Origin of the sequence: Magnetospirillum sp. (assembly GCA_027532905.1) — a bacterium.
Classification (GTDB): domain Bacteria; phylum Pseudomonadota; class Alphaproteobacteria; order CACIAM-22H2; family CACIAM-22H2; genus Tagaea.
Map to the genome: position 1 here is coordinate 82,973 of JAPZUA010000001.1, position 26,333 is coordinate 109,305.

At 65.3% G+C, this 26,333-nt stretch carries 27 protein-coding genes and 1 tRNA gene; 9 read left to right on the forward strand and 19 right to left on the reverse strand.

Going from position 1 to position 26,333, the window contains the following annotated elements:
* Nucleotides 1–17: 17 nt before the first annotated feature.
* From O9320_00415 to murA, 9 genes are all read right to left on the reverse strand, one after another.
* Complete coding sequence (locus tag O9320_00415) at nt 18–1,124, reverse strand: ribonuclease E/G (protein MCZ8309283.1); 1,107 nt, start codon at nt 1,122–1,124, stop codon at nt 18–20.
* Entirely contained in the window at nt 1,121–1,693 is a 573-nt protein-coding gene (locus tag O9320_00420) for a Maf family nucleotide pyrophosphatase (protein MCZ8309284.1), read from the reverse strand. Before O9320_00420 ends, O9320_00415 begins: the two co-directional genes overlap by 4 nt.
* Nucleotides 1,694–1,700: 7 nt before the next feature.
* On the reverse strand, nt 1,701–1,919 hold the full coding sequence (gene infA / locus O9320_00425) for a translation initiation factor IF-1 (GenBank protein ID MCZ8309285.1): 219 nt from the start codon (nt 1,917–1,919) through the stop codon (nt 1,701–1,703).
* A 108-nt stretch (nt 1,920–2,027) separates the two neighbouring features.
* The gene (locus O9320_00430; GenBank protein ID MCZ8309286.1) at nt 2,028–2,501 is read right to left on the reverse strand and encodes an arsenate reductase ArsC; all 474 of its coding nucleotides are present in this window, start codon (nt 2,499–2,501) and stop codon (nt 2,028–2,030) included.
* Between the two features lie 7 nt (nt 2,502–2,508).
* Nucleotides 2,509–2,994, reverse strand: a complete 486-nt coding sequence (locus O9320_00435) for a UPF0262 family protein (protein MCZ8309287.1) — start codon at nt 2,992–2,994, stop codon at nt 2,509–2,511.
* Between the two features lie 2 nt (nt 2,995–2,996).
* Entirely contained in the window at nt 2,997–4,298 is a 1,302-nt protein-coding gene (gene hisD, locus O9320_00440; GenBank protein ID MCZ8309288.1) for a histidinol dehydrogenase, read from the reverse strand.
* Entirely contained in the window at nt 4,288–4,950 is a 663-nt protein-coding gene (hisG, locus tag O9320_00445) for an ATP phosphoribosyltransferase (protein ID MCZ8309289.1), read from the reverse strand. The genes hisD and hisG overlap by 11 nt, the downstream gene beginning before the upstream one ends.
* A 58-nt stretch (nt 4,951–5,008) precedes the next feature.
* Nucleotides 5,009–5,488, reverse strand: a complete 480-nt coding sequence (locus tag O9320_00450) for a DUF2948 family protein (protein MCZ8309290.1) — start codon at nt 5,486–5,488, stop codon at nt 5,009–5,011.
* The gene (murA, locus tag O9320_00455; GenBank protein ID MCZ8309291.1) at nt 5,485–6,777 is read right to left on the reverse strand and encodes a UDP-N-acetylglucosamine 1-carboxyvinyltransferase; all 1,293 of its coding nucleotides are present in this window, start codon (nt 6,775–6,777) and stop codon (nt 5,485–5,487) included. The genes O9320_00450 and murA overlap by 4 nt, the downstream gene beginning before the upstream one ends.
* An 87-nt stretch (nt 6,778–6,864) precedes the next feature.
* Here murA and O9320_00460 point away from each other — a divergent pair, with 87 nt between their 5' ends.
* Nucleotides 6,865–7,794 (forward strand): EamA family transporter, encoded by a 930-nt coding sequence (locus O9320_00460; GenBank protein ID MCZ8309292.1) that lies wholly within the window; start codon nt 6,865–6,867, stop codon nt 7,792–7,794.
* On the opposite strand, the gene O9320_00465 is transcribed toward O9320_00460, so the two are convergent.
* Genes O9320_00465 through O9320_00485 form a run of 5 tightly spaced genes read right to left on the reverse strand, consistent with a single transcriptional unit; the run spans nt 7,791 to nt 11,572 of the window.
* Complete coding sequence (locus tag O9320_00465) at nt 7,791–8,498, reverse strand: DUF924 domain-containing protein (GenBank protein MCZ8309293.1); 708 nt, start codon at nt 8,496–8,498, stop codon at nt 7,791–7,793. The genes O9320_00460 and O9320_00465 overlap by 4 nt on opposite strands.
* Entirely contained in the window at nt 8,495–9,373 is an 879-nt protein-coding gene (locus O9320_00470; GenBank protein MCZ8309294.1) for an MBL fold metallo-hydrolase, read from the reverse strand. Before O9320_00470 ends, O9320_00465 begins: the two co-directional genes overlap by 4 nt.
* A gap of 25 nt (nt 9,374–9,398) precedes the next feature.
* Nucleotides 9,399–9,821: a hypothetical protein gene (locus O9320_00475; protein MCZ8309295.1), complete on the reverse strand. Its 423-nt coding sequence runs from the start codon at nt 9,819–9,821 to the stop codon at nt 9,399–9,401.
* On the reverse strand, nt 9,788–10,435 hold the full coding sequence (locus O9320_00480) for a DNA-3-methyladenine glycosylase 2 family protein (protein ID MCZ8309296.1): 648 nt from the start codon (nt 10,433–10,435) through the stop codon (nt 9,788–9,790). The genes O9320_00475 and O9320_00480 overlap by 34 nt, the downstream gene beginning before the upstream one ends.
* An 18-nt stretch (nt 10,436–10,453) precedes the next feature.
* Nucleotides 10,454–11,572: a DUF2336 domain-containing protein gene (locus tag O9320_00485; protein ID MCZ8309297.1), complete on the reverse strand. Its 1,119-nt coding sequence runs from the start codon at nt 11,570–11,572 to the stop codon at nt 10,454–10,456.
* 169 nt (nt 11,573–11,741) lie between these two features.
* Between O9320_00485 and O9320_00490 the strand changes: the two genes are divergently transcribed.
* The 3 genes from O9320_00490 to O9320_00500 are packed head-to-tail and all read left to right on the forward strand — an operon-like array spanning nt 11,742 to nt 16,298.
* A complete protein-coding gene (locus O9320_00490; protein MCZ8309298.1) occupies nt 11,742–14,588 on the forward strand; it encodes a molybdopterin oxidoreductase family protein in 2,847 nt (948 codons plus the stop codon).
* Nucleotides 14,585–15,337, forward strand: a complete 753-nt coding sequence (locus O9320_00495; GenBank protein MCZ8309299.1) for a 4Fe-4S dicluster domain-containing protein — start codon at nt 14,585–14,587, stop codon at nt 15,335–15,337. Before O9320_00490 ends, O9320_00495 begins: the two co-directional genes overlap by 4 nt.
* A 13-nt stretch (nt 15,338–15,350) precedes the next feature.
* Nucleotides 15,351–16,298, forward strand: coding sequence for a dimethyl sulfoxide reductase anchor subunit (locus O9320_00500; GenBank protein MCZ8309300.1), 948 nt, complete (start codon nt 15,351–15,353; stop codon nt 16,296–16,298).
* Nucleotides 16,299–16,302: 4 nt separating this feature from the next.
* Here O9320_00500 and O9320_00505 read toward each other — a convergent pair whose 3' ends face one another.
* Together O9320_00505 and O9320_00510 are read right to left on the reverse strand one after the other, a co-directional pair.
* A complete protein-coding gene (locus tag O9320_00505) occupies nt 16,303–17,811 on the reverse strand; it encodes an amidohydrolase family protein (GenBank protein MCZ8309301.1) in 1,509 nt (502 codons plus the stop codon).
* Between the two features lies 1 nt (nt 17,812).
* Nucleotides 17,813–18,847 (reverse strand): ABC transporter substrate-binding protein, encoded by a 1,035-nt coding sequence (locus O9320_00510; GenBank protein ID MCZ8309302.1) that lies wholly within the window; start codon nt 18,845–18,847, stop codon nt 17,813–17,815.
* Nucleotides 18,848–19,174: 327 nt separating this feature from the next.
* On the opposite strand from O9320_00510, the gene leuA reads away from it, so the two are divergent.
* The gene (leuA, locus tag O9320_00515; GenBank protein ID MCZ8309303.1) at nt 19,175–20,836 is read left to right on the forward strand and encodes a 2-isopropylmalate synthase; all 1,662 of its coding nucleotides are present in this window, start codon (nt 19,175–19,177) and stop codon (nt 20,834–20,836) included.
* A gap of 15 nt (nt 20,837–20,851) precedes the next feature.
* Here leuA and O9320_00520 read toward each other — a convergent pair whose 3' ends face one another.
* A complete protein-coding gene (locus O9320_00520) occupies nt 20,852–21,082 on the reverse strand; it encodes a FeoC-like transcriptional regulator (protein MCZ8309304.1) in 231 nt (76 codons plus the stop codon).
* Nucleotides 21,083–21,173: 91 nt separating this feature from the next.
* On the opposite strand from O9320_00520, the gene O9320_00525 reads away from it, so the two are divergent.
* Both O9320_00525 and O9320_00530 read left to right on the forward strand, forming a co-directional pair.
* Nucleotides 21,174–21,248 (forward strand) — tRNA-Thr (locus tag O9320_00525).
* 97 nt (nt 21,249–21,345) lie between these two features.
* Complete coding sequence (locus tag O9320_00530) at nt 21,346–21,987, forward strand: LysE family translocator (protein MCZ8309305.1); 642 nt, start codon at nt 21,346–21,348, stop codon at nt 21,985–21,987.
* Nucleotides 21,988–21,991: 4 nt separating this feature from the next.
* On the opposite strand, the gene hisS is transcribed toward O9320_00530, so the two are convergent.
* Both hisS and O9320_00540 read right to left on the reverse strand, forming a co-directional pair.
* On the reverse strand, nt 21,992–23,308 hold the full coding sequence (gene hisS, locus O9320_00535; GenBank protein ID MCZ8309306.1) for a histidine--tRNA ligase: 1,317 nt from the start codon (nt 23,306–23,308) through the stop codon (nt 21,992–21,994).
* Between the two features lie 70 nt (nt 23,309–23,378).
* Complete coding sequence (locus tag O9320_00540; protein ID MCZ8309307.1) at nt 23,379–23,552, reverse strand: hypothetical protein; 174 nt, start codon at nt 23,550–23,552, stop codon at nt 23,379–23,381.
* A gap of 29 nt (nt 23,553–23,581) precedes the next feature.
* Between O9320_00540 and O9320_00545 the strand changes: the two genes are divergently transcribed.
* The gene (locus O9320_00545; GenBank protein ID MCZ8309308.1) at nt 23,582–24,760 is read left to right on the forward strand and encodes an FAD-binding oxidoreductase; all 1,179 of its coding nucleotides are present in this window, start codon (nt 23,582–23,584) and stop codon (nt 24,758–24,760) included.
* Between the two features lie 51 nt (nt 24,761–24,811).
* Nucleotides 24,812–26,332, forward strand: coding sequence for an altronate dehydratase family protein (locus tag O9320_00550; protein MCZ8309309.1), 1,521 nt, complete (start codon nt 24,812–24,814; stop codon nt 26,330–26,332).
* Nucleotide 26,333: the final 1 nt, after the last annotated feature.

Below are 26,333 nucleotides of genomic sequence, written 5' to 3' on the forward strand. Positions count from 1 at the left end.
CGCCCCCGCCCTTTTTCTCAATCCACCAAGCCGCCGCGTGCCCGCGCACGCGTCATTTCGACAATACCGCCGGGCGTGAAACCCAGCACGTCCACGCGCCGCCGATCGGATTGCGTGGCGTGCTTGGCGGCCTCGAGCGTGCGCGTGCGCTCGCCGGGTTTGGCCATGCGCAGGAAATCGACCGCGACGAGCCCGCCCAGATCGCGCAGCCGCAACTGCCGCCCGATCTCGCGCGCTGCGGCGAGATTGACCTCGAGCGGCGATTGGCGCGAATTGCCTTGGTTCACGTCGATCGCCACAAGCGCTGCCGTCGGCTCGATCGCGAGCCACGCCCCGCCGGCAAGATCGACGCGTGTAGCCTCGGCGGAAGCGAGAATGTCGCCGATACCGTAGCGCTCGAACAATTTGGGATCGGCCACGCGCGCCACGAACCCGGCAACGTCGGCGAAAAGCTCGGCAAGACCCTCGCGCGCGGCGCGCAAGGCTTCGGGCGTGTCGCAAAAAATGGCGGGCGTATCTTGCGGGGCAAGCGTGCGCAGCAATGCTGCGAACGGATCGTCGGCCAGCAGCATGCGCGGTTGCGAGCCAAGCTCGCCTGCGAGGGTGGCGGCCGTCGCGCGCAGTTTGGCAAGTTCGGCTTCGACGCGCTCGGCGGCGACGTAAGCCGCCGCGAGGCGCAGATTGAGGCCTTCGCCTTCCTGCACCAAGCGCGCGGCCATCTCGCCCAGCGCTTCGCGCTTGGGCCCGACGAGGCGCTTGGAGATCGCTCCCCCCTTGCCGCCCGGTGTGAGCACGCAGAAACGGCCGGCGAGGGCGAGATTGCGCGAGGCCTTGGCAAGTTTATCGCCAAAGGGCGGCTCGACGATCTGGATGCGCAGCAAAGCCCCCTGTTCGGGTGCGCGGCCCGGCACGTCCATCAATGCGCGCGCGCCGCCCTCGAGATCGAGGATGGCGCCGAGCTGCGGCACCAACCGCGCCACACGCGCCACATGGATGGTGCCGACGGCCAAGCGCCGGTCGAACGGCTCGCTCGCCACGTCGCGCAACGCACCCTGCACGAGGGCGACAGCGCGATAGGCGTGTTCACGGGTTTCGACGAAGATTTCGTCTGTGGGCGCTCTCATAATAGGGCGCGTCCTTTGAGCATTTGCGCCGTCTCGAAAAGATCGAGCCCGACGACGTTGGTGTAGGAGCCCGACAGAAACCGCACGAACGCGGCGGCCGAGCCTTGGATCGCGTAGCCGCCGGCTTTGCCGTCCCACTCGCCGCTTGCGAGATACGCGTCGATCTCCGTCTGAGTCAGGCGCTTGAAGGCGAGCGTGGTGGCCGACAGGCGCAGCGCCGGTTTGGCACCGGGAAGGATCAGGCAAATGCCGCCGAACACAAAATGGCGACGGCCGGAAAGAAGGGCCAGGCACGAAGCGGCCTGCGCTTGGGTTTCGGCCTTGGGCAGAATGCGCCGGCCGACGGCAACGACAGTGTCGGCGGCAAGTACGGCCGCATCGGGATGGTTCGCCGCAACGGCAGCGGCCTTGGCAGCGGCAAGGCGCGTTGCCAGCACGCGCGGGCTTTCGCCCTTGCGCGGTGTTTCGTCGATATCGGCCGGCGCAACGGCGAAAGGCACAACGCCGATCTGCGCCAGCAAAGCCAGACGGCGCGGGCTTGCCGACGCAAGGACGAGCGGCGGCGCCAAGTGGCTCCTACTTGAAGCGGAACGTGATCCGACCCTTGGTCAGATCGTAGGGCGTCATCTCGACATTGACGCGGTCGCCGGCGAGCACGCGGATGCGGTTCTTGCGCATCTTGCCCGACGTGTGCGCCAGAACCTCGTGGTTGTTGTCGAGTTTCACGCGAAACATCGCATTGGGCAGCAGCTCCTGCACAACGCCCGAAAATTCGATAAGTCCTTCTTTTGCCATAGGCCTCCGTCGGAACGATCCGCTGGGCGCGCGAGGCACGCGAAAAACGCGCGCTGGCACGCCAAAAGTCGCGGGAAATTGGCGCTTTAAGGGGCCGGGGTCAAGCCCTTATCCGTCGGGCGCGTCGGCATCCTCGCGCGCGAGGTCCGGAAAACGCCGCAGGATGCGGGTTTTGAGCTGGTCGCGCAGCTGCCGATAGCCCTCCATCCGCGCCTCGCGGCTGCCCTCTTCGATCAGCGCCGGGTCGAAAGTGGGCCAATATTCGACGTCGCAGGCCATGATGCGCGTGAGTTCGAGGGCTTTGTGGTGCGCCTCGGGGCTCAAGGTCACGATCATGTCGAACGAGCTGTCGACGAGCTCGTCGAAGGTCTTGGCCTTGTGGCGGTGGATGTCGATGCCGATCTCGTCGAGGGCGGCGATCACGAACGGATCGACGGGCTCGCGCTTGACGCCGGCCGAGTCGACATAGACGCGCGTACCCAGCAGCCGCTTGGCCAGCCCCTCGGCCATGGGCGAACGCACGGCGTTCAGCGTGCAGCAGAACAGCAGGCTTCCGATTTTCGGCGTCGGGGGAGCCGACATCGGCCCGTCACGCGCGAATGTGCAGCACGCAGATCAGCGTGAACAGCCGCCGCGCGGTGTTGAGATCGAGCACGATCTTGCCTTCCAGCCGCTCGCGCAGCAGTTCGGATCCTTCGTTGTGCACCGCGCGCCGGCCCATATCGAGGGCCTCGATCTGGGTCGGCGACAGGCGCTTGATCGCGTCGTAGTAGCTTTCGCAGACCGTGAAATAGTCTTTGATCACGCTGCGGAACGGCGTCAACGCCAGCACGATCTTTTCGACCGCATCGCCCTGCTCGGCGCGCACGTCGAAGGCCAAGCGCTGCTCTTCGATCGAGAGTTTGAGGTGGTAGGGCCCGGCCTCGACGCCGAGGAGCTCGAAGCGGTTGTCCTCGAGCAGGTCGAAGATCGCGACCGTGCGCTCGTGCTCGATGTCGGCATTGCGCCTTACGCGCAATTGCTCGTCGAGATCGATCTTGGAAATGCGGTTGCGGCGGTCGGAAGAGCCATCCATCCCTACCCCCTCTTTGCAGCGGCGCGAAGTGCGATCGATGCCGCGTGGCTTGCCAGCCCCTCGGCTTCGGCAAGGGCCGTGCCGGCGGGGGCGAGGCGGCGCAAGCCCGCCGCATCGGCGCCCATCAAGGTCGTGCGCTTGACGAACGCATCCACACCCAAGCCCGACGAGAAGCGCGCCGCGCGCGAGGTCGGCAGCACATGGTTGGGGCCGGCGAGATAGTCGCCCAACGCCTCGGGCGCAAAACGCCCCAAGAAAATCGCACCGACATGGCGCACGCGGGCGGCCAAACGCTCAGGGGCGGCCACGGCAAGCTGCAGATGCTCCGGTGCGAGCCGGTCGATCAGCGCAACGCTGTCGTCGAGCTTGCCGACGCGGATCGTCGCCCCGTGCTTGCGCCACGAGGCGGCGGCGATCTTGCGGCGCGGATGCGTCTTGAGCTCGTTGAGCACTGCCGCATTCACGGCCGCGATGAAGCGGGCATCGTCGGAAATCAGGATCGACTGGGCCGCTTCATCGTGTTCGGCCTGGGCCAGAAGATCGACCGCGATCCAGCGCGGGTCGTTTTTGCCGTCGGCAACGACGACAACTTCGGAAGGCCCCGCGATTAGATCGATGCCGACCGTGCCGAAGACGAGGCGCTTGGCGGCGGCGACATAGGCATTGCCGGGGCCGGTGATCTTGTCGACCGCCGCGATCGTCTTGGTGCCGTAGGCAAGGGCGGCCACGGCCTGCGCCCCGCCGACCCGGTAGATTTCGTCCACGCCCGCGATTTTGCACGCGGCGAGAACAAGCGGATTGAGCTTGCCGTCAGGCGTGGGGACGACGACGACCAGCCGCGGTACGCCCGCCACCTTCGCCGGAACGGCATTCATCAGCACCGACGACGGGTACGCCGCCTGCCCGCCCGGCACATAGAGCCCGACCGCGTCGATCGGCGTCCAGCGCCAGCCGAGCAGCAGGCCTGCTTTGTCTTTCCACACCGCATCGGTCGGATGCTGTTTGGCGTGGTAGGCGGCAATGCGGCTTGCGGCAAGCTCGAGCGCCTTAACGGTCGCAGGCGCGCAAGCTTTGAGGGCGGCCGAAATTTCGGCGGGGCGCACGCGCAGATCGGCGGCTTTGATCGCCATGCGGTCAAAGCGGTTCGTGTATTCGACAAGGGCCGCATCGCCGCGCTTTTTCACGTCGGCCACGATCTTGGCCGCGATCGCGTCGGCCGATTGCGAATGCGCGTCGCGCGAGGCCAGCAGGCGCTTGAACTTCGCGTCGAAGCCGGGCGTGGTTGCGTCGAGATCAAGCGGCACGGGTCGCCTCCGCGATGCGGTCGATCAGCGGCTGCACGTCGCCGTGGCGCGTTTTGAGCGCAGCCCGGTTCACGATCAGCTTCGTGGTGACGTCGGCGATGTGCTCGACCTCGACGAGGCCGTTGGCTTTGAGCGTGGCGCCCGACGACACGAGATCGACGATGCGGCGCGCAAGCCCCAAGGCCGGGGCGAGTTCGATCGCCCCGTTCATCTTGATGCATTCGGCCTGCACGCCGCGACGCGCGAAATATTTGCGCGTGACGTTCGGATATTTCGTGGCGACGCGCACATGGCTCCATTTGCGCGGATCGTCGCGGCCCGCAAGATCGGCAGGCTCGGCCACCGACAAGCGGCATTTGCCGATGCCCAGATCGAGCGGTGCATAGATCTCCGAATAGTCGAATTCGACGATCACGTCGTTGCCCGCAACGCCGAGATGCGCGGCCCCGAACGCGACGAGGGTAGCGACGTCGAAGGCGCGCGCGCGCACGATGTCGAGATGCGGGTCGTTGGTCTGGAAGCGCAGCAGGCGCGTGTCGGGATTGTCGAACTCGGGCTCGGGCCGGATGCCGGCGGCATAAAGCAGCGGCATCACTTCTTTGAGGATGCGTCCGTTCGACAGGGCAAGAATGAGTTTGTCGTTGGCTGGCACGGGCAGAAGAACTCCGATCGAGGCGTAAACGCAAATGCGCGCACGAGGGCGCGTCGTTTTACCCGACCGGATGTCGCGGGCGCCACTGGGTCGGCCACGGATCGCCGATATCCTGCATGAGGCACGCGATGTGCGGCCCTTCGAGGCGGATCGCCGCGTCGCCCGCAAACACCATGACGATGGCACCCGGATGCGCTTCGATCGTCAGCAGTTCGAGCACGCGCCCGCGCTCGCGCTGGTCGAGGCCGCGGCGACGCACATTGTCGATGCCGGCGAAATGCACGCCGCAATTGACGCGCTCGTAGGAATTGCACGGCGCAAACGCCGGATCGACAGGCTCGGGCTCGGGCTCGACCTCCCAGGTATCCTGGCAGTTTTCCCAGCGAAAGCGGTTGGCCACGAGCACGAATTCGCGCTGGCCCGCGTCGAACTTCATGTCGCCGATCGGGATCAGCGCATCCTGCAGGCAAGCAGCGATGATGCGGAAATCTTCCGCGTCCGTCGCCTTCAAGCGCAGGCCCTGGGCGGCGGCTGTCATGCGCCCTCCTTGAGCCGCTCGATATCGGCCCCGCAGGCGGAGAGCTTTTCTTCGAGCCGCTCGTAGCCGCGGTCGAGATGGTAGACGCGCGCCACCGTGGTTTCGCCCCGAGCCGCGAGGCCTGCGATCACGAGCGAGACCGAGGCGCGCAGATCGGTCGCCATCACTTGGGCGCCCGTGAGATTCGGCACGCCGCGCACCATGGCCGAGCCGCCATGCAGATTGATGTTGGCCCCCATGCGCCGCAATTCCGGCACATGCATGAAGCGGTTTTCGAAGATCGTTTCGGTCACCATCGACGCCCCTTCGGCCGACGCCAGCAGCGCCATCATCTGGGCCTGCAGGTCGGTCGGAAATCCAGGGTAAGGTTCGGTCATCACGTCCACGCCCGTCAAGGCGCCGTTTGTGCGGCTGACCCGGAAGCCGCGCTCGGTCGGCGCAAACGACACGCCCGCCTGGCCCAGAATGTCGGCCGCCGCCTGGATGAGGTCGAGGCGCCCGCCGACCAGTTCCACGTCGCCGCCGGTTGCGGCCGTCGCCATCACATAGGTGCCGAGTTCGATCCGGTCGGGCAGGATGGTGTGGCGGGCGGCATGGAGCTTGGCCCCCCCGTCGATGGTCAGCGTGTCGGTATCGATGCCAGAGATCGTGGCCCCCATCGCCACGAGGCAGCGCGCAAGGTCGCCAACCTCGGGCTCGCGTGCGGCATTGACCAGCACCGTGCGGCCCTTGGCGAGGGTTGCCGCCATCATCAGATTTTCGGTGGCCCCCACCGAGATGAACGGGAACACGATGCGCGCCCCCACAAGCCCGCCCGGGGCGGCCGCTTCGACGTAGCCTTCCTTGAGTTCGATCTTGGCGCCGAGCTGCTCGAGCCCTTTGAGATGCAGATCGACCGGACGCGCGCCGATGGCGCAGCCGCCGGGCAGCGACACGCGCGCCTTGCCTTCGCGCGCCACAAGCGGCCCCAGCACCAGGATCGAGGCGCGCATCTTGCGCACGAGATCGTAGGCCGCCGTCGTGCTGGTGATGTTTTTGGCGCTCAGCGCCAGGGCGCGCCCGGCATGGCCGCCATTGGGCGCATGGCCGTCGAGGGCGATTTCCACGCCCAAGGTCGCCAGCAGATTGGCGAGCGTCGAGATGTCCGCCAGATGCGGGATATTGACCAAAGTCAGCGTCTCGTCGGTCAGCAGGCTTGCCGCCATCAGCGGCAGGGCCGCGTTTTTGGCGCCGCCGATCGGGATCGTGCCTTTGAGCGGCCGACCGCCGCGAATGCGTATCTTGTCCATCACCCTCCCTTACCCCGGTCGGACGGCAAAATCCAGAAGAGACAAAGGAATAGGCCGGGCACCAAGCCGTGTGCTATCGCCGCCCCCATGTGGATCGGTATTGCTGCGGGGCTGGGTGCCGGGGCCATGTGGGGCTTGAGCTTTATCGCCCCCCTGGCGGTCGCCCCCTATACGGCCTTCGACGTGACGGCGGGGCGCTACGTCGTTTACGGCCTCGCGTCGGCGGCCATTCTGCTGGCCGCCCGCCGCGATGTGCTGCGGACCTTTTCGCGCAACGATTGGCGCACGGCCCTGTGGCTCGGGCTGCTCGGCTACGTGGTCTATTACCTGCTCGTGGCCTTCGCGGTCCAATTGGCGGGCGCCGCCCTGCCCGCTTTGGTCGTCGGCTGCCTGCCGATCCTGCTTGCGATCTATGCCAATTTCCGCGCGCCGGCGATCGCGTGGCGCGCACTACTGGCACCGCTTGCCGCGATCGCGGCGGGCTTGGCGCTCGTCAATCTCGAAGCGGCGTTGCAAGCGCCCACGATCGACAGCCGATTGGCGCTGGCGGCGGGCCTCGCACTTGCAATGGGCGCCACGCTCGTGTGGATGTGGTACGCGATCGTCAATGCAGATGCGCTGAAGCGCCTGCCGAGGATGGATGCCGTCGCGTGGGCAGGCTTGACCGGGCTCGGCGCCGGTGCCGGCATGGTGCTGCTCGGGCTGCCGGGCGTTGCGATGGGTCTGTCGAAAATCCCCGAGCTTGGGCTGCTGCGCGCCGAAGCGATTCCGCTGATCGTGTGGTCGCTCGCAACAGGGCTGCTCAGTTCATGGTTCGCGACGTATCTGTGGTCGCTTGCCGCCCAGCGCCTGCCCTTGGCGCTGTCCGCGCAATTGATCGTCTCCGAAACGCTGTTCGCATTGCTGTTCGGCTTCATCCATGCCGAACGTTTTCCGAGTGCCTTCGAGGGGGCGGGTGCAATCCTGCTCGTCGCGGGCGTGATGCTCGGTACCTACCGCTTCTATCGCGTGCGCTAGAAACCTGCCCCCGGTTCGGCGAGATAGGCTTGCTCGTCGGCCGTGCTCGTGCGGCCCAAAAATGCATTGCGATGGGCAAAGCGGCCGAAGCGCACGATCACGTCGCGGTGCGCTATCGCGGACTTGAGCGCGCGCGCGCGCCACGGCGCTTCCGGCAGGCTTTCGACGAGCCGCACGCATTCGTTTTGGGCGCCGAGATCCTCGGCATGCGTGAACGGCAGATAGACGAACAGGCGCATGACGGGCGGCAAAGTTTGGTCGAAACCGCGCGCGACGATGCGGCGTGCCAGCGACAGCGCCGCTTCGTCGCTGGCAAACGCAAGCGGCGTGCCGCGATGGATGTTGCGCGGCATCTGATCGAGCAGCAGGATCAGCGCCAACGCACCCTCGGGCGTGTCGCCAAGCCGCGCCAACGCACCTTGTGCAGCCTCGGCCGCCAAGGCGCCAAACCGTTCGCGGCATTCTTGGTCGAACGCCGCGTCTGCCTTGAACCACGAATCGCGGAACGCGTCGCGCAGCGGATCGTTCGGGTCCCCGAACCAGAAATCGAGCACGGCCGCGACGGTTGCTTCGTCGGCCAACGCAGCACGGCCGCGCAGCTGCAGCTTGCGGCGCTTCAAATTGGCGCGCAGCGCTTCGCCCTCGGCAGCCTTGCGCCGCGCTTCGGCCGCCAGCGCATGCGGGCCTTTGATGTCGCGGTTCACAGCTCAACCAAAGGCAATTTCAAAAACCGATTGCCCTTGGCCGACGCCGGCGGCATCTGCCCGCCGCGAATATTGATCTGGATTGCGGGCAGCAGCAGATTGGGCGTGTCGAGCGTGCGGTCGCGCGCTTCGCGCAAAGCCACGTACGCACCCTCGTCCACGCCGTCTTTCACATGGATGTTGCCCGCCCGCTGTTCGGCGACGGTCGAACAATAGGCAAGTGCGCGTCCGCCGGGTTGGTAATCGTGTGCGGTGTAGATCAGCGTGTCGCCGGGCAGATCGAGCAGCTTGCGGATCGAGCGATAGAGCGTTTGCGCCGAGCCGCCTGGAAAGTCGGTGCGGGCCGTCCCTGAGTCCGGCATGAACAGCACGTCGCCGACAAAGGCATGGATGCGGCCCGATTTGCCGGTCACAAGCAAGCCAGTGCAGGCGGGCGTGTGGCCGGGCGTATCGCGCGACATGGCGCGCAGGCCGCCGATTTCGAGCACGTCGCCGTCGCGCAGCAGCCGGTCGAACTGGCTGCCGTCGCAGCGGAACTCAGGCTCGAATTCGAACTTTGCAGCCCAGTGTTTCTGCACCTCGGTCACGCCCGCACCGATTGCCGTGCGCCCGCCGATGCGCTGCTGCAAGACGGCCGAACCGCTCAGATGGTCCGCATGCGGATGCGTATCGACGATCCAGTCGACATTCTTGCCCGCGACCGCTTGCACCAGCCGATCGACCGAAGCCGATCCCAGGCGCGCCGATTTCGCGTCGAAATCCAGCACCGGATCGACGACAAGGACATGGTTGCTGGAAGGGTCCGCAACCACGTAGCTGAGGCTCGACGTGGCTTCGTCGAAGAAGGCGGTCACATGCGGTTCATGCGTGTCCATCGAGCGGCCTCGCGCGAACGGGAAACTACGGATTGCGGCCGAGGCCGCGCAGCTCTTCGACGAGCCGACGCTCCTCGTCGTCGAGCACCTGACGATACGCCTCGTAGAGCGCCGGGGGAATGTTGTCGAACGTGCCGCGCCGGTTTTCGCGCAAACGCGCCAAGCGCCGTTCGAGCCGGAACACGCGCGTTGCGGCGTCGTCGCTCGTCCCCTCTTCGAGGCGGCTCACAAGCGGGGCAAGCCTTGCGCGCAGTTCGGCGCGCTGTTCGGGCTCGAGTGCTCGGTCGAGCAATGTCTCGATCTGGCTTACGAGTTTTTCGAACTCGGCGCGCACATCCACTTGTGCTGGGACGGGTGCCGGCGCTTGCGCAGCCGCAACGCCGCTGCCCAGGAGAGCCCCAAGGGCAAGCGCCCTCAGCGCTGTTTGATATGGTGGTAGACGTGCCATAGGAACAAGGCACCGGCCGAACGATGCGGGCGCCACGCCTCGCCGAGCTTGCGCAGCTTCTTTTCGTCGGGCCGGTCGCGTAGGTTTTTCAGAACGCGCATCGCCTCCTGCAAGGCGAGATCGTTGGCAGGCCACACGTCCGTGCGCTGCAGCGCAAACAGCAGATAGATTTCGGCACTCCAGCGCCCGAGACCCTTGAGGCGCGTGATCGCGGCGATCGCGTCTTCGTCGGGTGCAGCGTGCAAAACGTCGAAATCGAGATCGCCGGACACGACCGCTTCGGCAAGCCCGCGCGCATAAAGCGCTTTCTGGCGCGACAGGCCGAAGCTGCGCAACGCGTCGGCGTCGAATTCGAGCAGGCGTTCGGCGCGGATTTCGCCCAAGCCCGCTTCCAGACGCTTCCAGATGCCGCTGGCCGCCGCGATCGACACTTGCTGCGACACGATGGCGCGCAAAAATCCTTCGAAACCTTGCGTGCGGATGCGCGGCGCGGGCTTGCCGATGCGCCCAAGCCATTCGGCCACGTCTTCGTCCTGCTTGGCGAGGGCGCCAAGCGAACGCGACAAGACGCGTTTGGCGCGGGCTTCGGTCGAGGCTTGGAGCTGCGGCGGCAAGGAAAGGCGCGCTTTGCGTCAGGCCGACGGCAAATGCGCCAGCGACTGCGTCAAGGTCGAGAGGCGCGACAGGAGATAGTCGGCCGTCGCCGGATCGGCATCTTCGACCTTGGTCAGCACGCGCTCGATCATCTTGCGCCGATAGCGCTCGCGATCGGACGGGCCGCCGTCGTAGCTGGTCTCTTGCGCCACTTCCAAAGCGGCGCGCACGGCCGGATACAGGCCCTGCGGCATGAAGGCGCGTTCGTAGACGTATTTGAGGCCGCCGACCGGATCGTAGATCAGCTGGCGCGCGCGGTCGATCGGCACGTTGGCGCGCCGCGCCAAGCCGTGCTCGAACAGGAACATGTCGCCCATGCACAGGGCGCGCACGACAATGCCCGGATCGAGGCGCCCGCTTTGATGCAGATGCGTGGCAAGTCGCGCGACGTCTTCTTCCTGCGAGGCGAGCGACGAGCCGACGGTCGCGATTTCGCGCGCCTGGAGCGCAAGGTCGGAGGCCATCTCGCTCGACACGTCCTCGCGCTCGAGCAGCTTGTCGCGGATCGACTCCGACGCCATGCTGTAGAGCTTTTCGAGCACGCGCAGCGGCACGTATTTGCGCGCCGCGAGTTTTTCCTGCACCTCGCCCGAAGCGCCGTGCTTCTCGACGAGTTTTTCTGCCGTCGCCTCGGAAAGGGCGGCACCTTCGTTGGCGGCAAGCTTGGCGGCGACCTTGTCGTTGCCGTGCTGGACCAGGGTTGCCGCGACGGCGTCGGACACTTCTTTGCGGCTGGCGATCGCGACCTGCTTGTTCGAGCCTTGCGTCGCCGCAATCTCGATCAGATCTTCATCGCTGAATGCTTTGCCTTCGAGCAGCAAGGGCAACGCCACCGAATCGATGTCGCGTGCCAGCGTCATCGCGAGCCCTGCGGGCAGCAAACTTGCGTCCTTAAGATGGTCCGACAGAGCCTGACGCACGGCGACGGCGGCATCCTTAGCGAGCAGGCGCAAGACCTGCTCAGCCTCGGCGCGCGCTTCGGGCGTCAGCGCCGTGGCTTTCCAAGTCGACGCAACTTTGCTCGCCGTTGCCGCACGCGCAGCGCTCGACGGGTCGGCCGCAAGTCGCTCAAGATCCTGTTGGGAGAGTTCGGCCATTTGCTGCGTTTGTTCTCCGTTACGAGCCACCATTATCTACCTGCGAAGAATTCAGCGCAACCCCTTGGCCCGCCGCGCGCGAGGTTTGACAGTCCGCGGACGCACTCCTATTAAAGAACAGGCGGTAAATGTCGATCCGCAGGGCAAAAAAGGCGCAAAGAAGATGCCAATGGACGGGACGGGACCGCACGAAATCGAGCTTTCGCCGAAGGTCTCGGACGAGGTCAAGTGCACGACCTGCTACATGTGCGCCTGCCGCTGCGGCATCCGCGTGCATCTGCGCGACGGCCGCATTCGCTACATCGAGGGCAACAAGGACCACCCGGTCAATCGCGGCGTTCTGTGCGCCAAGGGTTCGGCCGGAATCATGAACCATTACAGCCCGGCACGGCTGTCGAAACCATTGCTGCGCATGGGCGAACGCGGGGCCGGCGACTTCAAAGAAATCGAATGGGACGAAGCGCTGGCGCTCGCCGAAAAATGGCTCGGCGACATCCGTGCCAGCGACCCCAAAAAGCTCGCCTTTTTCACCGGCCGCGACCAGAGCCAGTCCTTGACCGGCTGGTGGGCCAACCAATTCGGCACGCCGAATTTCGCGGCGCATGGTGGTTTCTGCTCGGTCAATATGGCGGCGGCCGGGCTCTATTCGATCGGCGGCTCGTTCTGGGAGTTTGGCGAACCCGATTGGGAACGGGCCGAATATTTCCTGCTGTTCGGCGTGGCCGAAGACCACGACAGCAACCCGATCAAGGCGGGCCTCGCCACGCTCAAGCAGCGCGGCGCCAAATTCGTCGCCATCAATCCGGTCAAGACCGGCTATCAGGCGATCGCCGACGAGTGGATCGGCATTGCCCCAGGTACCGACGGGCTGTTCGTGCTCGCACTCGTGCACGAACTGCTGCAAGCCGACCGCATCGATCTCGATTTCCTCGCGCGCTACACGAACGCGCCGTGGCTCGTGGCACGCGACGACGGGCTGTTCGTGCGCGACGCAGCCGGCAATCCGCTGTGCTGGGACACGGGCAAAAACGCAGCCGTCAGCGCGCTGGGCGCCGATTTCAATCCGCGCCTTGTGGGCGAGGTGACGCTCGCCGACGGGCGCAAGGCCGTCCCTGCGTTCGAGCTCATGGCGCTTCGCTATCTGTCGCCGGACTATGCGCCCGAAGCGGTCGCCGAACGCTGCGGCGTGTCCGTCGCGACGATCAAGCGCATTGCGGCCGAACTGGCGCATGCGGCGTTCGAAAAACAGATTGTGCTCGACCAGCCCTGGACCGATTGGGCCGGCCGGCGCCACGAAAAGACGATCGGCCGCCCGGTCGCCATGCACGCGATGCGTGGCATCTCGGCGCATTCGAACGGCTTCCAGACGTGCCGCGCGTTGCATCTGCTGCAGATGCTGCTGGGGGCGGTCGACACACCCGGCTCGTGGCGCTACAAAGCTCCCTTCCCGCGCCCCTGCCCGCCCGGCCCCAAACCCACCGGCAAACCGGCCCAAGTCAATCCGGGCAAGCCGATGGGCGGCATGCCGCTCGGCTTTCCGCTCGGGCCTGAAGATCTGCTGCTCGACGACGACGGGCAGCCCATGCGCATCGACAAAGCCTACTCGTGGGAAGCGCCCATCGCGGCGCACGGGCTCATGCACATGGCGATCCGCAACGCGTGGGCGGGCGATCCCTACAAAATCGACACGCTGTTCATGTATATGGCCAACATGGCGTGGAACTCGTCGATGAATTCGGCCGGGACGGCCGCCATGCTGACCGACAAGAACGCCGACGGCAGCTACAAGATCCCGCACATCATCTATTCCGACGCGTTCTATTCCGAACAGGTCGCCTATTCCGACCTGATCCTGCCCGATACGACCTATCTCGAGCGCTGGGACTGCATTTCGCTGCTCGACCGGCCGATCGGCTCGGCCGAAGGCCCGGCCGACGCGATCCGCCAGCCGGTCGTCGCCCCCGACCGCGACGTGCGCGCCTTCCAAAGCGTGCTGATCGATCTCGGCGCGCGTCTCAAACTGCCGGGCTTCACGAATGCCGACGGCACGCCCAAATTTCCGGGCGGCTATCCCGACTACATCGTCAACCACGAGCGCAAACCCGGCGTGGGCCCGCTTGCGGGTTTCCGCGGGGCGGACGGCGACAAGGCCGGCGTGGGCGCGCCCAATCCCAAGCAGCTCGAGCGCTACATCGAAAACGGCGCTTTCTGGCGCCACCATCTCGAGCCCGACCAGCTCTATTACAAACACGCCAACAAGGGCTATCTCGAGGCCGCGACCAAGCTCGGCCTCATCGACAAGCCCGAGCAGATCGTGCTGCAGATCTATTCCGAGCCGCTGCAGCGCTTCCGCAATGCCGCACGCGGCATCGGCGCGATCCAGGCACCGCCCGAACATAAGGCACGCCTCGAAACCTATTTCGATCCGCTGCCTTTCTGGTACCCGACCTTCGAAGCAACGCAGATCGCGGAGGCGGAATTTCCGCTCCATGCGGTGACCCAGCGCCCGATGCCGATGTACCATTCGTGGGGATCGCAGAATGCGTGGCTGCGCCAAATCCTCAACCGCAACCGCCTCTACATGCATCGCCAGACGGCGGCCGATCTCGGCCTTGCCGACGACGATTGGGCGTGGATCACCTCGCATCACGGCCGCATCAAGGCGCAGATCCGCACGATGGAGGGGGTGAACCCCAACACCGTGTGGACCTGGAACGCGATCGGCAAGCGGGCGGGCACCTGGGGCCTCGACGCCGACGCGCCGGAATCGAACCAGGCGTTTTTGCTCAACCATCTGATCGGCGAATTGCTACCGGCCAAAAACGGCTATCGCTATTCCAACTCCGATCCCGTCACGGGCCAGGCGGCTTGGTACGATCTGCGCGTGCGCGTGGAAAAAGCCGATGCGGCCGAGGCCGGCATCACGAGCCCGCGCCTGCCCGACATCGCAACCCCGCCGCATATGCCGGACCACCCGACCGTGCTGCGCTACGGCAGCGAATGGAAGCCCAAATGACCAGCTACGCCGAACCCGCAGCGGGTGCGAAAAAACTCGGCCTCGTGATCGATCTCGACACGTGCGTGGGCTGCCACGCCTGTGCGGTCAACTGCAAGGAATGGAACAGCGGCGGCCATTCGGCCCCGATGACCGATCTCGACCCCTACGGGGCCAACGCCGACGGCGTGTGGTTCAACCGCATCCATACGTTCGAGGCGGGCGAAAGCCCCGAGAGCCGCACCGTCCATTTCCCCAAATCGTGCCTGCATTGCGAGAAGCCCGCTTGCGTCGAAGTGTGCCCGACGGGGGCGAGCTACAAGCGCGAAGAAGACGGCATTGTGCTCGTCAATGCGGACACCTGCATCGGCTGCAAGCTGTGCTCGTGGGCGTGCCCCTACGGGGCGCGCGAGTTCGACGCCGACGAAGGCGTGATGAAAAAATGCACCTTGTGCATTGACCGCATCTACAACGAAAACCTGGCTGCCGAAGAACGCGTGCCGGCCTGCGTATCGACATGCCCGGCGAGTGCGCGCCATTTCGGCGATTTGGGCGATCCGCACTCGGACGTGTCGAAACTCGTCGAAGCGCGCGGCGGCTACGCGCTGATGCCCGAAATGGGCTATGCGCCCGTCAACCGCTACCTGCCGCCGCGTGCGTCCAAGACGGCCGCCGGCTGCACGGGTGCGGCCGCCGAACTTGCCAAACCCGCCGAGACGGCCGGCCTCCATCCATTGCTGCGCTGGATGGACAAAGTCCTTTCCCGCTGAAAGTCCATCCGCGATGCATCCCGCTTTTTCGGTCATCTTTTTCACCACCGCCTCGGGTGCGGGCTACGGCCTGTTCGCATTGCTGGGGATCGGCAACGCGTTGGGCTTGGTGCCCGCCGACCGCGTCTTCGGCCTGTGCAGCCTCGGACTTGCGACGGCGTTGATCACGGCGGGGCTGTTTTCGTCGACGGCGCATCTCGGCCATCCCGAACGCGCGTGGCGCGCTTTGAGCCAATGGCGCAGCTCGTGGCTGAGTCGCGAAGGTATCGCCGCCTTGGCGACCTATATGCCGCTTGCGGTCTTCGGCATCGGCTGGGCAATTCTCGGCAATGTCGACGGGCTCGTGGCCCTCGCAGGTTTGCTGGGTGCCGTGCTCGCCGGCGCGACGGTCTATGCGACGGCGATGATCTACCGCTCCTTGAAACCGATCCACCAATGGCACAATCGCTACGTCGTGCCCGGCTATCTCGCGATGGCGCTCGCGAGCGGGGCGGCCCTGCTGAATGCGTTTGTGCATATCTGGGGGCACCCGCAATTGGCGGTCGGCGTCGTAAGTGCGGTCGCCATCGTCGTGGCTCTGTTCGCCAAGCAGCGCTATTGGCATTTCATCGACACGACAAAATCGGCCTCGACGCCGGAGACCGCGACGGGCCTGGGGGCCATCGGCAAGGTGCGCCTTTTCGAAGCGCCGCACACGGAAGAGAATTATCTGCTCAAAGAGATGGGCTACAAAATCGCCCGCAAACACGCCGCCAAGCTGCGCGCCATCGCCCTCAATGCAGGCTTCCGTATTCCCTTGGCGCTGACTTTGCTCGCAACCGCTTTGCCCGGCACGCTCGCGATCGCCGCGAGCAGCGTCGCTGCCGTTTTGCTATTGGCAGGTCTCGCGGTAGAACGCTGGCTGTTCTTCGCCGAGGCCAAGCATAGCGTGATGCTCTACTACGGCGCTCAAACCGCCTAGCCGCTCAAACAGCTTGGCAATCGAGCCGGCGGCGGATGGCGCAATCCGCCCGCCCGTGCGCCATGCAGAACGTGCCGACAAAATCGTGGATCGAGGCGGCCGCGTGTTTGGCCCCTTCGTTCGCGGCATCGAGGCGCGCGGCAGCAGCTTCGGCTTCGCGGCGCAGCTTGGCTTCGTCGAGTGTGAGCAGCTTGCCGTCTTCGAACACGACCTTGCCGCCGATCATCACGCGCCTTATTGCCGAGCCCGATTCCGCGAACACCATTTGCGTGAGTGGGCTGCGCAGCGGCACGTATTGCGGCTGGTCGAGTGCAAGGAACACGATGTCGGCCGCATAGCCGGGTGCTGTTTTGCCGATCTTGTCGAAGCCCAGAAGGGCCGCACTGCCTTGCGTGGCGGCCACGAACGCCTCGCGCGCCGTGACCCATTGGCGATAATCCGGCCCCTGCAGGCGCGAGAGATATGCCGCCAACCGTACGGCCTCGAAGATGTTCTGGCCGTCGCCGGTGTTCGTCCCGTCGGTGCCGATCGCAAGCTCGATGCCGGCATCGAGCATTTCGCGGATCGAAGCAACGCCCGACCCCAAACGCAGATTGCTCGACGGATTGTGCGCAATGCGCCCGCCGCGCTTGGCGACGAGGTCCATCTCGCTGCGGTCGATCCAAATGCCGTGCGCGCCGCTGAAATGTGGCCCCAGCAATCCCAAAGAATCGAGATGCTGCGTCATGCCGGTGCCGTATTTCTGGCGCGCCAATACCGCCTGAACCTTCGTTTCTGCCAGATGCGTTTGCAGCTGCAGCCCGTAGTCCCGCGCATAGACGCCGCAGGCCGACAAAAACGCGTCCGAACAATGCAGCGGGATTGTCGGCGCAATGCCCGGCTTCACGAAGGCACGATCGAACGGCCAATCCGCATAGATGGGCTTCAGATTGGCAAGGCTGGTTTCGAACGGGGCCAGTGCAAGCTTCTCGAAGGGCCCGCGCAAGGCGGCCGGGATCGCTTCGAGCAGACCCGGCAAAGCCTGATAAAGCGTGCGGTCGGCCATCATGGGGGCCACGACCGCGCGCATGCCGGCATCCCAATAGGCCTGCGCCGTCGCGCGCATGCCCTCGGCCGAAGGGGCCGGGAATTCGACGAACAGATCGAAACTCGCCGTACAGCCGCGCCGGATCATTTCGGCGGCCGACAAGGCCGCGGTCAGATACTTGTCGTCGCGCGTGCGCTGGCCGTTGATGGCCCCCGACGCGTTCAAGAACAGCTCAAGCGGCACTTGGTCGCCGACGGCACCGCGCCCCAAAGCGCCGTGCGCGTGTGTGTGCGCGTTGACGAGACCGGGAACGAGCAAGCGGTCGGCAGCATCGAGCCGGTCGGCCGCGACGGCGTCGAACGAACCCGACGGGCCAATGTCGAGAACGAAACCGGCGGACACGAGAATGTCCGCCGGCTCGGCCTTGTCCTTGTCGATGTCGAGAAGGCGCCCGCCTTTGACGACGAGCGATCGGGTTTGGGTCAACTCAGTTTCCCATATAGACGAGCTCGCGTTCGCCGCGGGCGGGGAGGAATTCGCGCGAGAAGACTTCGCGCACCTCGGGCGTGCGCGTCAAGCCGTAGCCCGACACGACCATGCCGATCGAACGCGCCAAACGCTCGTCCTTCACGTCGCCCGCGCCGATCTCCTTGCTCTCGGCCGAGACCATGAGCTTTTCGTAGGCGAATTTGAGGCGGCGGGTTTCGACGTTCATGTCGACGAGCGCGTCGAAGCGCCGCACCGAGGCCATCGCCCCCGGAATGTCGCGGCCCACTTCGAGCGTGGCCTGGTTCACGGCGCGAACGAGGCCCGCCACGGCCTTCGGGTTCTCGCGCATCAGCTTTTGCGAGACCATCATGCCGTTCGAGTAGAGATCCATGCCGTAGTCGGCGAAAGAGAACCAGGTGTAGTCCTTGTCCGGATCCTGGTTGAGGCCGACGAGGTTGAAGTAGCTCGTGATGTTGAAGACCATGGCCGCGTCCATGTGGCCCTGGATCAGCATCGGCTCCTGCAGGTTGGGCGCCATATTCGTGAACTTGATCTTCGAAAGATCGAGCTTGTTCACGGACGCGAACACCGGCATCAGCCGCGTGGTCGGCGTGCCTTGGGCACCGCCCAGCGTCTTGCCCTCAAAATCCTTGATCGACTTGATCCCGGCCGGATTGCGCGCGACGATCGCGAAGGGCGGCTGGTTCCACATCTGGTAGACCATGATCGGCTGCTGGCCCGGATTGGCCGCCGCGTTTTGGATGATCGCGTTGATGTCGCCGAAGCCGGCATCGTAGGCGCCGCCCATGATCCGCGTGACGGTCGCCCCCGAGCCTTCGCCCTGGTCGATCGTCACGTTGAGCCCTTCGCGCGCGAAATAGCCCTTGTCGCGCGCGACGAAAAACGCCGCGTCGCTGCCCTGAGTTTTCCAGCCGAGCGTGAATTTGATCGTGGTCGGCGCTTGCGCTTGCGCACCCGCAGCACCTGCAACGAGGGCTGCCGCGAAAGCCACGGCTTTCAAGGTGTTGAACATGGGGGTTTGCTCCGGGTAAGGGCCGAAGAGAAGTCTCCGGCGGGGTCCATTGCGGAGGTTCAATTCCCGTGCCAAAACATTTGACGCCTCGCCCGATCTGCCCTTTAATCGATCCTATGAACTTCCAGGGCGCCACGCTTCGACTTATTTGAGCCGCTTCCCCCTTCCTTCGCGAAGGGGCGCAAAGCGGTGTCTGTCGTGCGGTTTCGCCCCTTCTGCCTGGAAGTCCCCAATGCCCATCATCCGTCTTGCCGAGCGACTTAGGCGCTTTTTCGCGCCTTCGTTCCCCCCGACCCTTTTTTGCCCATCCAACCAGCGAGACGAACAATGAATTTCCGCAAATACAAAGCCTTCGCGCCGATCGATTTGCCCAACCGCCAATGGCCGAGCCGGGTCATCGACAAAGCGCCGCTCTGGTGCTCGGTCGATCTGCGCGACGGCAACCAAGCCCTCGTCGAGCCGATGGGCCCTGAGCGCAAGCGCCGCATGTTCGATTTGCTGGTGCGCCTGGGCTTCAAGGAAATCGAAGTGGGTTTCCCGGCCGCCTCGCAGACCGACTTCGATTTCGTGCGCTCGATCGTCGAGGAAGGGGCGATCCCCGCCGACGTCACGATCCAAGTGCTGACGCAAGCCCGCGACGAATTGATCGCGCGCACGTTCGAGGCGATCAAGGGTGCGAAGCGCGCGGTCGTGCATCTCTACAATTCGACCTCGACCACGCAGCGCCGCGTCGTGTTCGGGCTCGACCGGCCGGGCATCGTCGATATCGCGGTCAAGGGTACCCGCACCGTAAAACGCCTTGTGGCAACCGTGCCCGAGACAGAGATCGTGCTGCAATACAGCCCCGAAAGCTTCACCCAGACCGAAATGGATTTCGCCAAGGAGATCTGCGAAGCGGCGATGGACGTGTGGCAGCCTTCGCCGTCCGCCAAGATGATCTTCAACCTGCCGGCCACGGTCGAAGCGGCGACGCCGAACATCTATGCCGACCAGATCGAATGGTTTTCGCGCAACGTCAAAAAGCGCGACAGCTGGATCCTGTCCGTGCATCCGCACAACGACCGCGGCACGGGCGTGGCCGCCGCCGAACTCGCCGTGATGGCGGGCGCCGACCGCGTCGAGGGCACCTTGTTCGGCAACGGCGAGCGCACCGGCAATGTCGATATCGTGACGCTGGCGCTCAATCTGTTCAGCCAGGGGGTCGATCCGGCTCTCGATCTGTCGGACGTGAACGAGATCGTGCGCACGGTCGAATACTGCAACCAATTGCCCGTGCATCCGCGCCATCCTTACGGCGGCGAGCTTGTGTTCACGGCGTTTTCGGGCTCGCACCAAGACGCGATCAAGAAAGGCCTTACAGCCCAAGCCAAATCCAACACCGGCCTGTGGGACGTGCCCTATCTGCCGATCGATCCCAACGATGTGGGCCGCTCCTACGAGGCCGTGATCCGCGTCAATTCGCAGTCCGGCAAAGGCGGGGTCGCCTATCTGCTCGAGAGCGACTACGGGCTCGAATTGCCGCGCCGCCTGCAGATCGAGTTTGCGGGCGTGGTGCAGCGCGTGGCCGATGCGACCGGCAAGGAATTGTCGGCCAAAGACATCTACGCCGCCTTCGCCGACGAATATCTCGAGGGCGGTTCGATCGCGTTTGCCGACCACACGACGTTGCCGACCGGCACTGCCGGAACCGAACGGCGGATCGAAGCCAACGTCGCCATCGACGGCGTCAAACAGAAGCTGACCGGCGAAGGCAACGGCCCGATCGCGGCCTATGTCGATGCGCTCAATCGCATTGGCGTTGCGGTGGACGTGGTCGATTATCGCGAACACGCGATTAAGGGTGGCCAAGGGGCCAAAGCCCAGGCAGCTGCCTATGTTGAAGCCAAGATCGGCGAGCGCACGCTGTTCGGGGTGGGCGTGGATGCGAACATCGTCGCGGCGTCGTTGAAGGCGGTCACGTCGGCGGTGAACCGCGCAAAGCGGCGGTAGGTCTTCGGGGCCAGGCTAGCGCCGCACGCCGGGCACGCCGCGCCCGGCGACGAGGCGGCGCAGCTTGCCCTCCTCCACCATCTGTTCGAGAACGGCAAACACGACCATCGGCGAGGCGCCGACCACGTCGGCGATCTGGCCGAGCGAGAAGGTGCCTTTGCCCTTCACGGCTGCGCGCACAACCGGATCGATCGTCTGCGAAGGCGTCATTGGGGCCGGCGGCGGGGCTGCAAGCGCTTGGGTCATCGAGGTCAGTTTGCCAAAAACCGGCCCGCGAACCAAGCGAGTTGCACACACCGGCCGTCTGTGGCATCAAGCGACCGATTGCGGGTGGCGCGCTGCCGTAGCTCAGTGGTAGAGCGCATCCTTGGTAAGGCTGAGGTCGGGAGTTCAATCCTCCCCGGCAGCACCACCCGCAATCCCGGTTTTCCGCCGTTTTGGGCGCTTTCGCGCGCCGCGCGCCGGGGATAGTCCCGCCTGCCCCATCTCTCATTGGCAAAGGGCAACCCGTGGAAATCGCCGTCCTTTGGATCTTCGCCCTTGCCTGCGTGGCGTTGGCGGCAACACCCGGCCCCGACATGCTGCTGATCGCCGCGCGCAGTGCGAGCCACGGGCGGGCAGCGGGATTTGCCACATTGGCCGGCATCCAGATCGGAACCTACGGCCACGCGCTCGCAACCGCCCTGGGCCTTGCCCAACTTTTTGCCGTCTATCCGCTTGCCTACGACATCGTGCGCTATGCCGGAGCGGCTTATCTCGCGTTTCTTGCGGTGCGTATCCTCACCGCACCGCAAGCCCCCATGGCGCCATCGGCGGCCTCGGCCGAGGCCACAACAGCCGCCGCGATCGCACCCATGTTCCGCCAGGGCCTCTGGAACAACGTGCTCAATCCCAAAATGGCGCTGTTTGTGGTGGCCCTCTTCCCGCAATTCGTCGATCCCGCAGGCCCCTCGATCGTGCTGCAGATGCTGCTGCTGGCCACGATCCTCAATGCGATCGGCCTCGTCGTGAACGGGGCGGTCATAGTCGTCTCGGCCCGTGCCGGCCGCGCCATTGCCGGCAGCAAGCGCGCGGTCACCGCCATGCGCTGGTTCCTCGCGTGCGTCTTTGCGGGCCTCGCCCTGCGCCTCGTGCTCGACGAGCGGCGCTGACGCTTCAGCCCAATCTTGCGGGAAGCCAGCTCGAGGGATCGGCCTCGTGCTGCGTGCCGACGGCGAGATCTTTGACCTTGTGCGCAGCCCCCGCCTCCGCGGGCAGAAACCATACGTAAGGAATGCCTTTGTCGGTCGCGTATTTGAACTGCGCGTCGATCTTGCGGTCCTCGTGGTACATCTCGACCTTGAGGCCGCGGCTGCGCAAGGCCTGTGCGGTTGCCGCCACATCGGCATAGGCCCCGCCGCGCGGGAAGAGGACGAGCACGTCGCTGGGGCTTTTGCGCGGGGCGGCGATGCGGCCCTCTTTCTGCATCTTCCAGAAAATGCGCGTGAGGCCGATCGAAATGCCGATGCCCGGCAGGCGCCGATTTATGAGCGACCCCACGAGATTGTCATAGCGCCCGCCGCCGCACACGGTCGGGAAATCCGGAAACTCGACGAGTTTGGTTTCGTAGACCGAGCCTGTGTAGTAGGCGAGACCGCGCGCGATCGAAAGATCGGCGACGAAAGCACCGGACGGAAAACGCTTCAGCGCATCGAGCACGAAGCCGAGCTCGTGCAGGCCCTGCTCGAGCGTCGCCGACTTCACGCCGAGTTTTTCGACGGCGGCCAGCACGCCCGCATCGCTGCCTTTGATCTCGCTCAAGGCCAGCACCTTCGCGACCGTGGCGTCGTCGAGGGCCAGTTCGCTTGCGAGCATGGCGCCAACGCCCGCCGTACCGATCTTGTCGAGCTTGTCGACGATGCGCATCGTATTGGCGGCATCCGCAATGCCGAGGCCCTCGTAGTAGCCCTGCAGGATTTTGCGGTTGTTGATCTTGGTGGCCGTGGGGCCCACGCCGATGCGGTCGAGCGCTTCGAACATGATGGCCGGCATTTCGGCGTCGAAATGCAGCGGGATGTCGCGCACGTCGACCACGTCGACGTCGCATTGGTAGAATTCGCGGAAGCGCCCGTCCTGCGGGCGCTCGCCGCGCCAGGCCTTCTGCATCTGGTAGCGTTTGAACGGGAAGACGAGCTCGTTCATGTTGGCGGCGACGTAGCGCGCCATCGGCACGGTCATGTCGTAGTGCAGCGCGTGCTCGGCGACCTCGCCAGGCTCCGCTGCAAGGCGCCGGATCGCGTAGATTTCCTTGTCGGTGTCGCCCTGCTTCAGCAGCACTTCGACGGGCTCGACCGCGCGCGTTTCGATGGGCGCGTAGCCGTAGCTCTCGAACAGCGCGCGGATCGTGTCGAGCCATTTGAGCTCGACCATGCGCAGTTCGGGCAGCCATTCGGGAAAGCCGCTGATGGCTTTGAGTTTCTGTTTTTCGATCACGTTCGGACTTTCAAAGGACGAGGCGCGCTAGGACATAGCCCAGACGCGCGCCTGGGGCAAACGGCAGCGCTCAGCGCGGCGTCGGGCGGTCGAATCCCGTTGGGTCGCCGCCCGGCGGGCCGCCCGGTAGACCGCCGAGCCCGCCAGGACCGCCGGGACCGAGGCCGCGCTTGAGAACCAAGTGCGCGAACGCCGATGCCGTGCTTGCGGCCAGAATCGCCGCTGCCGCAATCCAGTTGCGCATGCCCGCCCCTCCGCTAAAGTCCGTCTCCCATGACCCAAACTACCGACATCGTGATTGCCGGCGGCGGCGCCATTGGCGCTTCGATCGCCTACCATCTCGTCGCATCGGGCCTTGGCGCCCGCGTGACCGTGCTCGAGCCCGACCCCACCTATGCGCGCGCGGCAAGTGCGCTCTCGGCCGCATCGATCCGGCAACAATTTTCGTCGCCCGTCAATATCCGCGCATCGCTGTTCGGCATCGATTTTCTGCGCCGGGCCGCCGACATTCTGGCGGTCGACGGCGAGCGGCAGGAAATCGGCCTACGCGAAGGCGGCTATCTATTTTTGGCGACGGAAGCCGGCCAAACGGTGCTTGCCGAAAACCACGCGCTGCAAACAAAGCTCGGTGCAGACATCGCGCGTTTCGACGCCGTTTGCCTGCGGCAACGCTTCCCGTGGCTTTCGATCGAAGGGCTCGAAGCCGGATGCTGGGGCCGCAGCGGCGAAGGCTGGTTCGACGGCTACAGCCTCCTGCAGGCCTTTCGCAAAAAAGCGCGCGCACTCGGTGCCGAATTCCGCAAAGCGGCGGTCGCCTCGCTCGACATGGCGGGCGGCGCCTGCCGCGGCGTGACACTCGACGACGGATCGCGGATCGCGTGCGGGCAGTTGGCGCTCGCGGCGGGTACGGGTGCGCGCGCCCTCGTGCGCCAGACCGGTTTCGACATTCCGGTGCACGCTAAAAAGCGCATGATCTTTACGTTCGAATGCCGCGAGAAGCTTGCCGACTTTCCGCTGCTGATCGATCCCACGGGCGTCTATTGTCGGCCCGAGGGCGCTGGCTATCTGTGCGGCAGCGCGCCCCCTGCCGACGCTGATCCCGATGCAGATGCGGATTTCGAGGTCGACTACCAGTTTTTCGACGACCAAGTATGGCCCGTGCTGGCCACGCGCGTGCCCGCCTTCGAGGCAATCAAGCGCGGGCGCGCATGGGCGGGCCATTACGACATGAACGGCTTCGACCACAACGCGCTGGTGGGTGCCGTGCCGGGCACGTCGAACGTATGGCTCGCGAACGGTTTTTCGGGCCACGGGCTGCAGCAAAGCCCGGCCGTGGGGCGCTATCTTGCCGACCGCATGCAAGGCGCCGCACCAACCGCGGTCGATCTCGGCGATCTGTCGCCGCAGCGCTTGGTCGAAAAACGCCCGCTCGTGGAAAAGAACGTGGTCTGAAACGCCGCACGCCTGCGCTATATTCGGGGCAAATAATCGGGGGAAGCCAAAATGACCGCAGTACCACGCACGATCCGCCTCAACGCATCCGACAATCTCGTGGTCGCCGTGGACGCGATCCCCGAGGGTGCCACGATCCACGGGGCGGTTGCCCGCGCCCGCATCCAAAAGGGCCACAAAATGGCGATCGCGGCGATCGCGCAAGGCGAGTCCGTGCGCAAATTCGGCCAGACGATCGGCTTTGCGCACGGCGCCATCGCGGCGGGCGACCATATCCATACGCACAATTGCGACTTCAAGGCATTCGCGCGCGACTACCATTTTGCCGAAGACGCCAAGCCCTACGCGCCGCTGCCGCTCGCCGAGCGCGCGACGTTCCAAGGCTATCGCCGCGCCGACGGGCGGGCGGGGACGCGCAACTATATCGGCATCCTCACTTCCGTGAATTGTTCGGCCTCCGTCGCACGCTTCATGGCCGAGGCCGTGACGCGCTCGGGCATCCTTGCCGATTATCCGAACGTCGACGGCGTTGTGTCGTTCGTGCACGGAACCGGTTGCGGCATGGCCTCCAAGGGCGAAGGGTTCGACGTGCTCAAGCGCACGCAATGGGGCTATGCGACCAACCCCAACGTGGGCGGCGTGCTGCTCGTGGGCTTGGGCTGCGAAGTGTTCCAGATCGACGAGATGAAACGCGCCTACGGCATCGTCGATGGCGATCTCTTCCAGTCCATGACGATCCAGGACAGCGGGGGGACCCGCAAAACGATCGAAGCCGGCGTGGAACGCATCAAAGCGATGCTGCCGCTCGTGAACCGCGCAACGCGCGAAACGATCCCGGCGAGCGAACTCATGCTGGCCCTTCAGTGCGGCGGCTCGGACGGCTATTCGGGCATTACGGCCAACCCCGCCTTGGGGGCCGCCGTCGATCTGCTCGTGGCACATGGCGGCACGGCCATTTTGTCGGAAACGCCCGAGATCTACGGGGCCGAACATCTGCTCACACGGCGTGCAGCCACGCGCGAGATCGGCGAGAAGCTCATCGACATCATCCATTGGTGGGAGGCGTACACCAAGCGCAACGACGGCTCGATGGACAACAACCCCTCGCCCGGCAACAAGGCGGGCGGACTTACGACGATCCTCGAAAAGTCGCTGGGCGCTGCGGCCAAGGGCGGGACGACGACGTTGCGCGGCGTCTATCGTTATGCCGAGCGCGTGGACACCAAGGGCTTCGTGTTCATGGACACGCCGGGCTACGACCCGACCTCGGCCACGGGCCAGGTGGCGGGCGGGGCCAATGTGCTGTGCTTCACGACCGGGCGCGGCTCGGCCTACGGGTGCAAGCCCACGCCGTCGATCAAGCTTGCGACCAACAGCGACATCTACCGCCGCATGATCGAGGACATGGACATCAATTGCGGCGACATCGTCGACGGCGTTTCGGTCGAAGACAAGGGCCGCGAGATTTTCGAGCACATCTTGCGCGTGGCGTCGGGCGAGCGCAGCAAGTCCGAACAGCTCGGCTACGGCGACAACGAATTCGTGCCGTGGCAAATCGGCGCCACGATGTAGG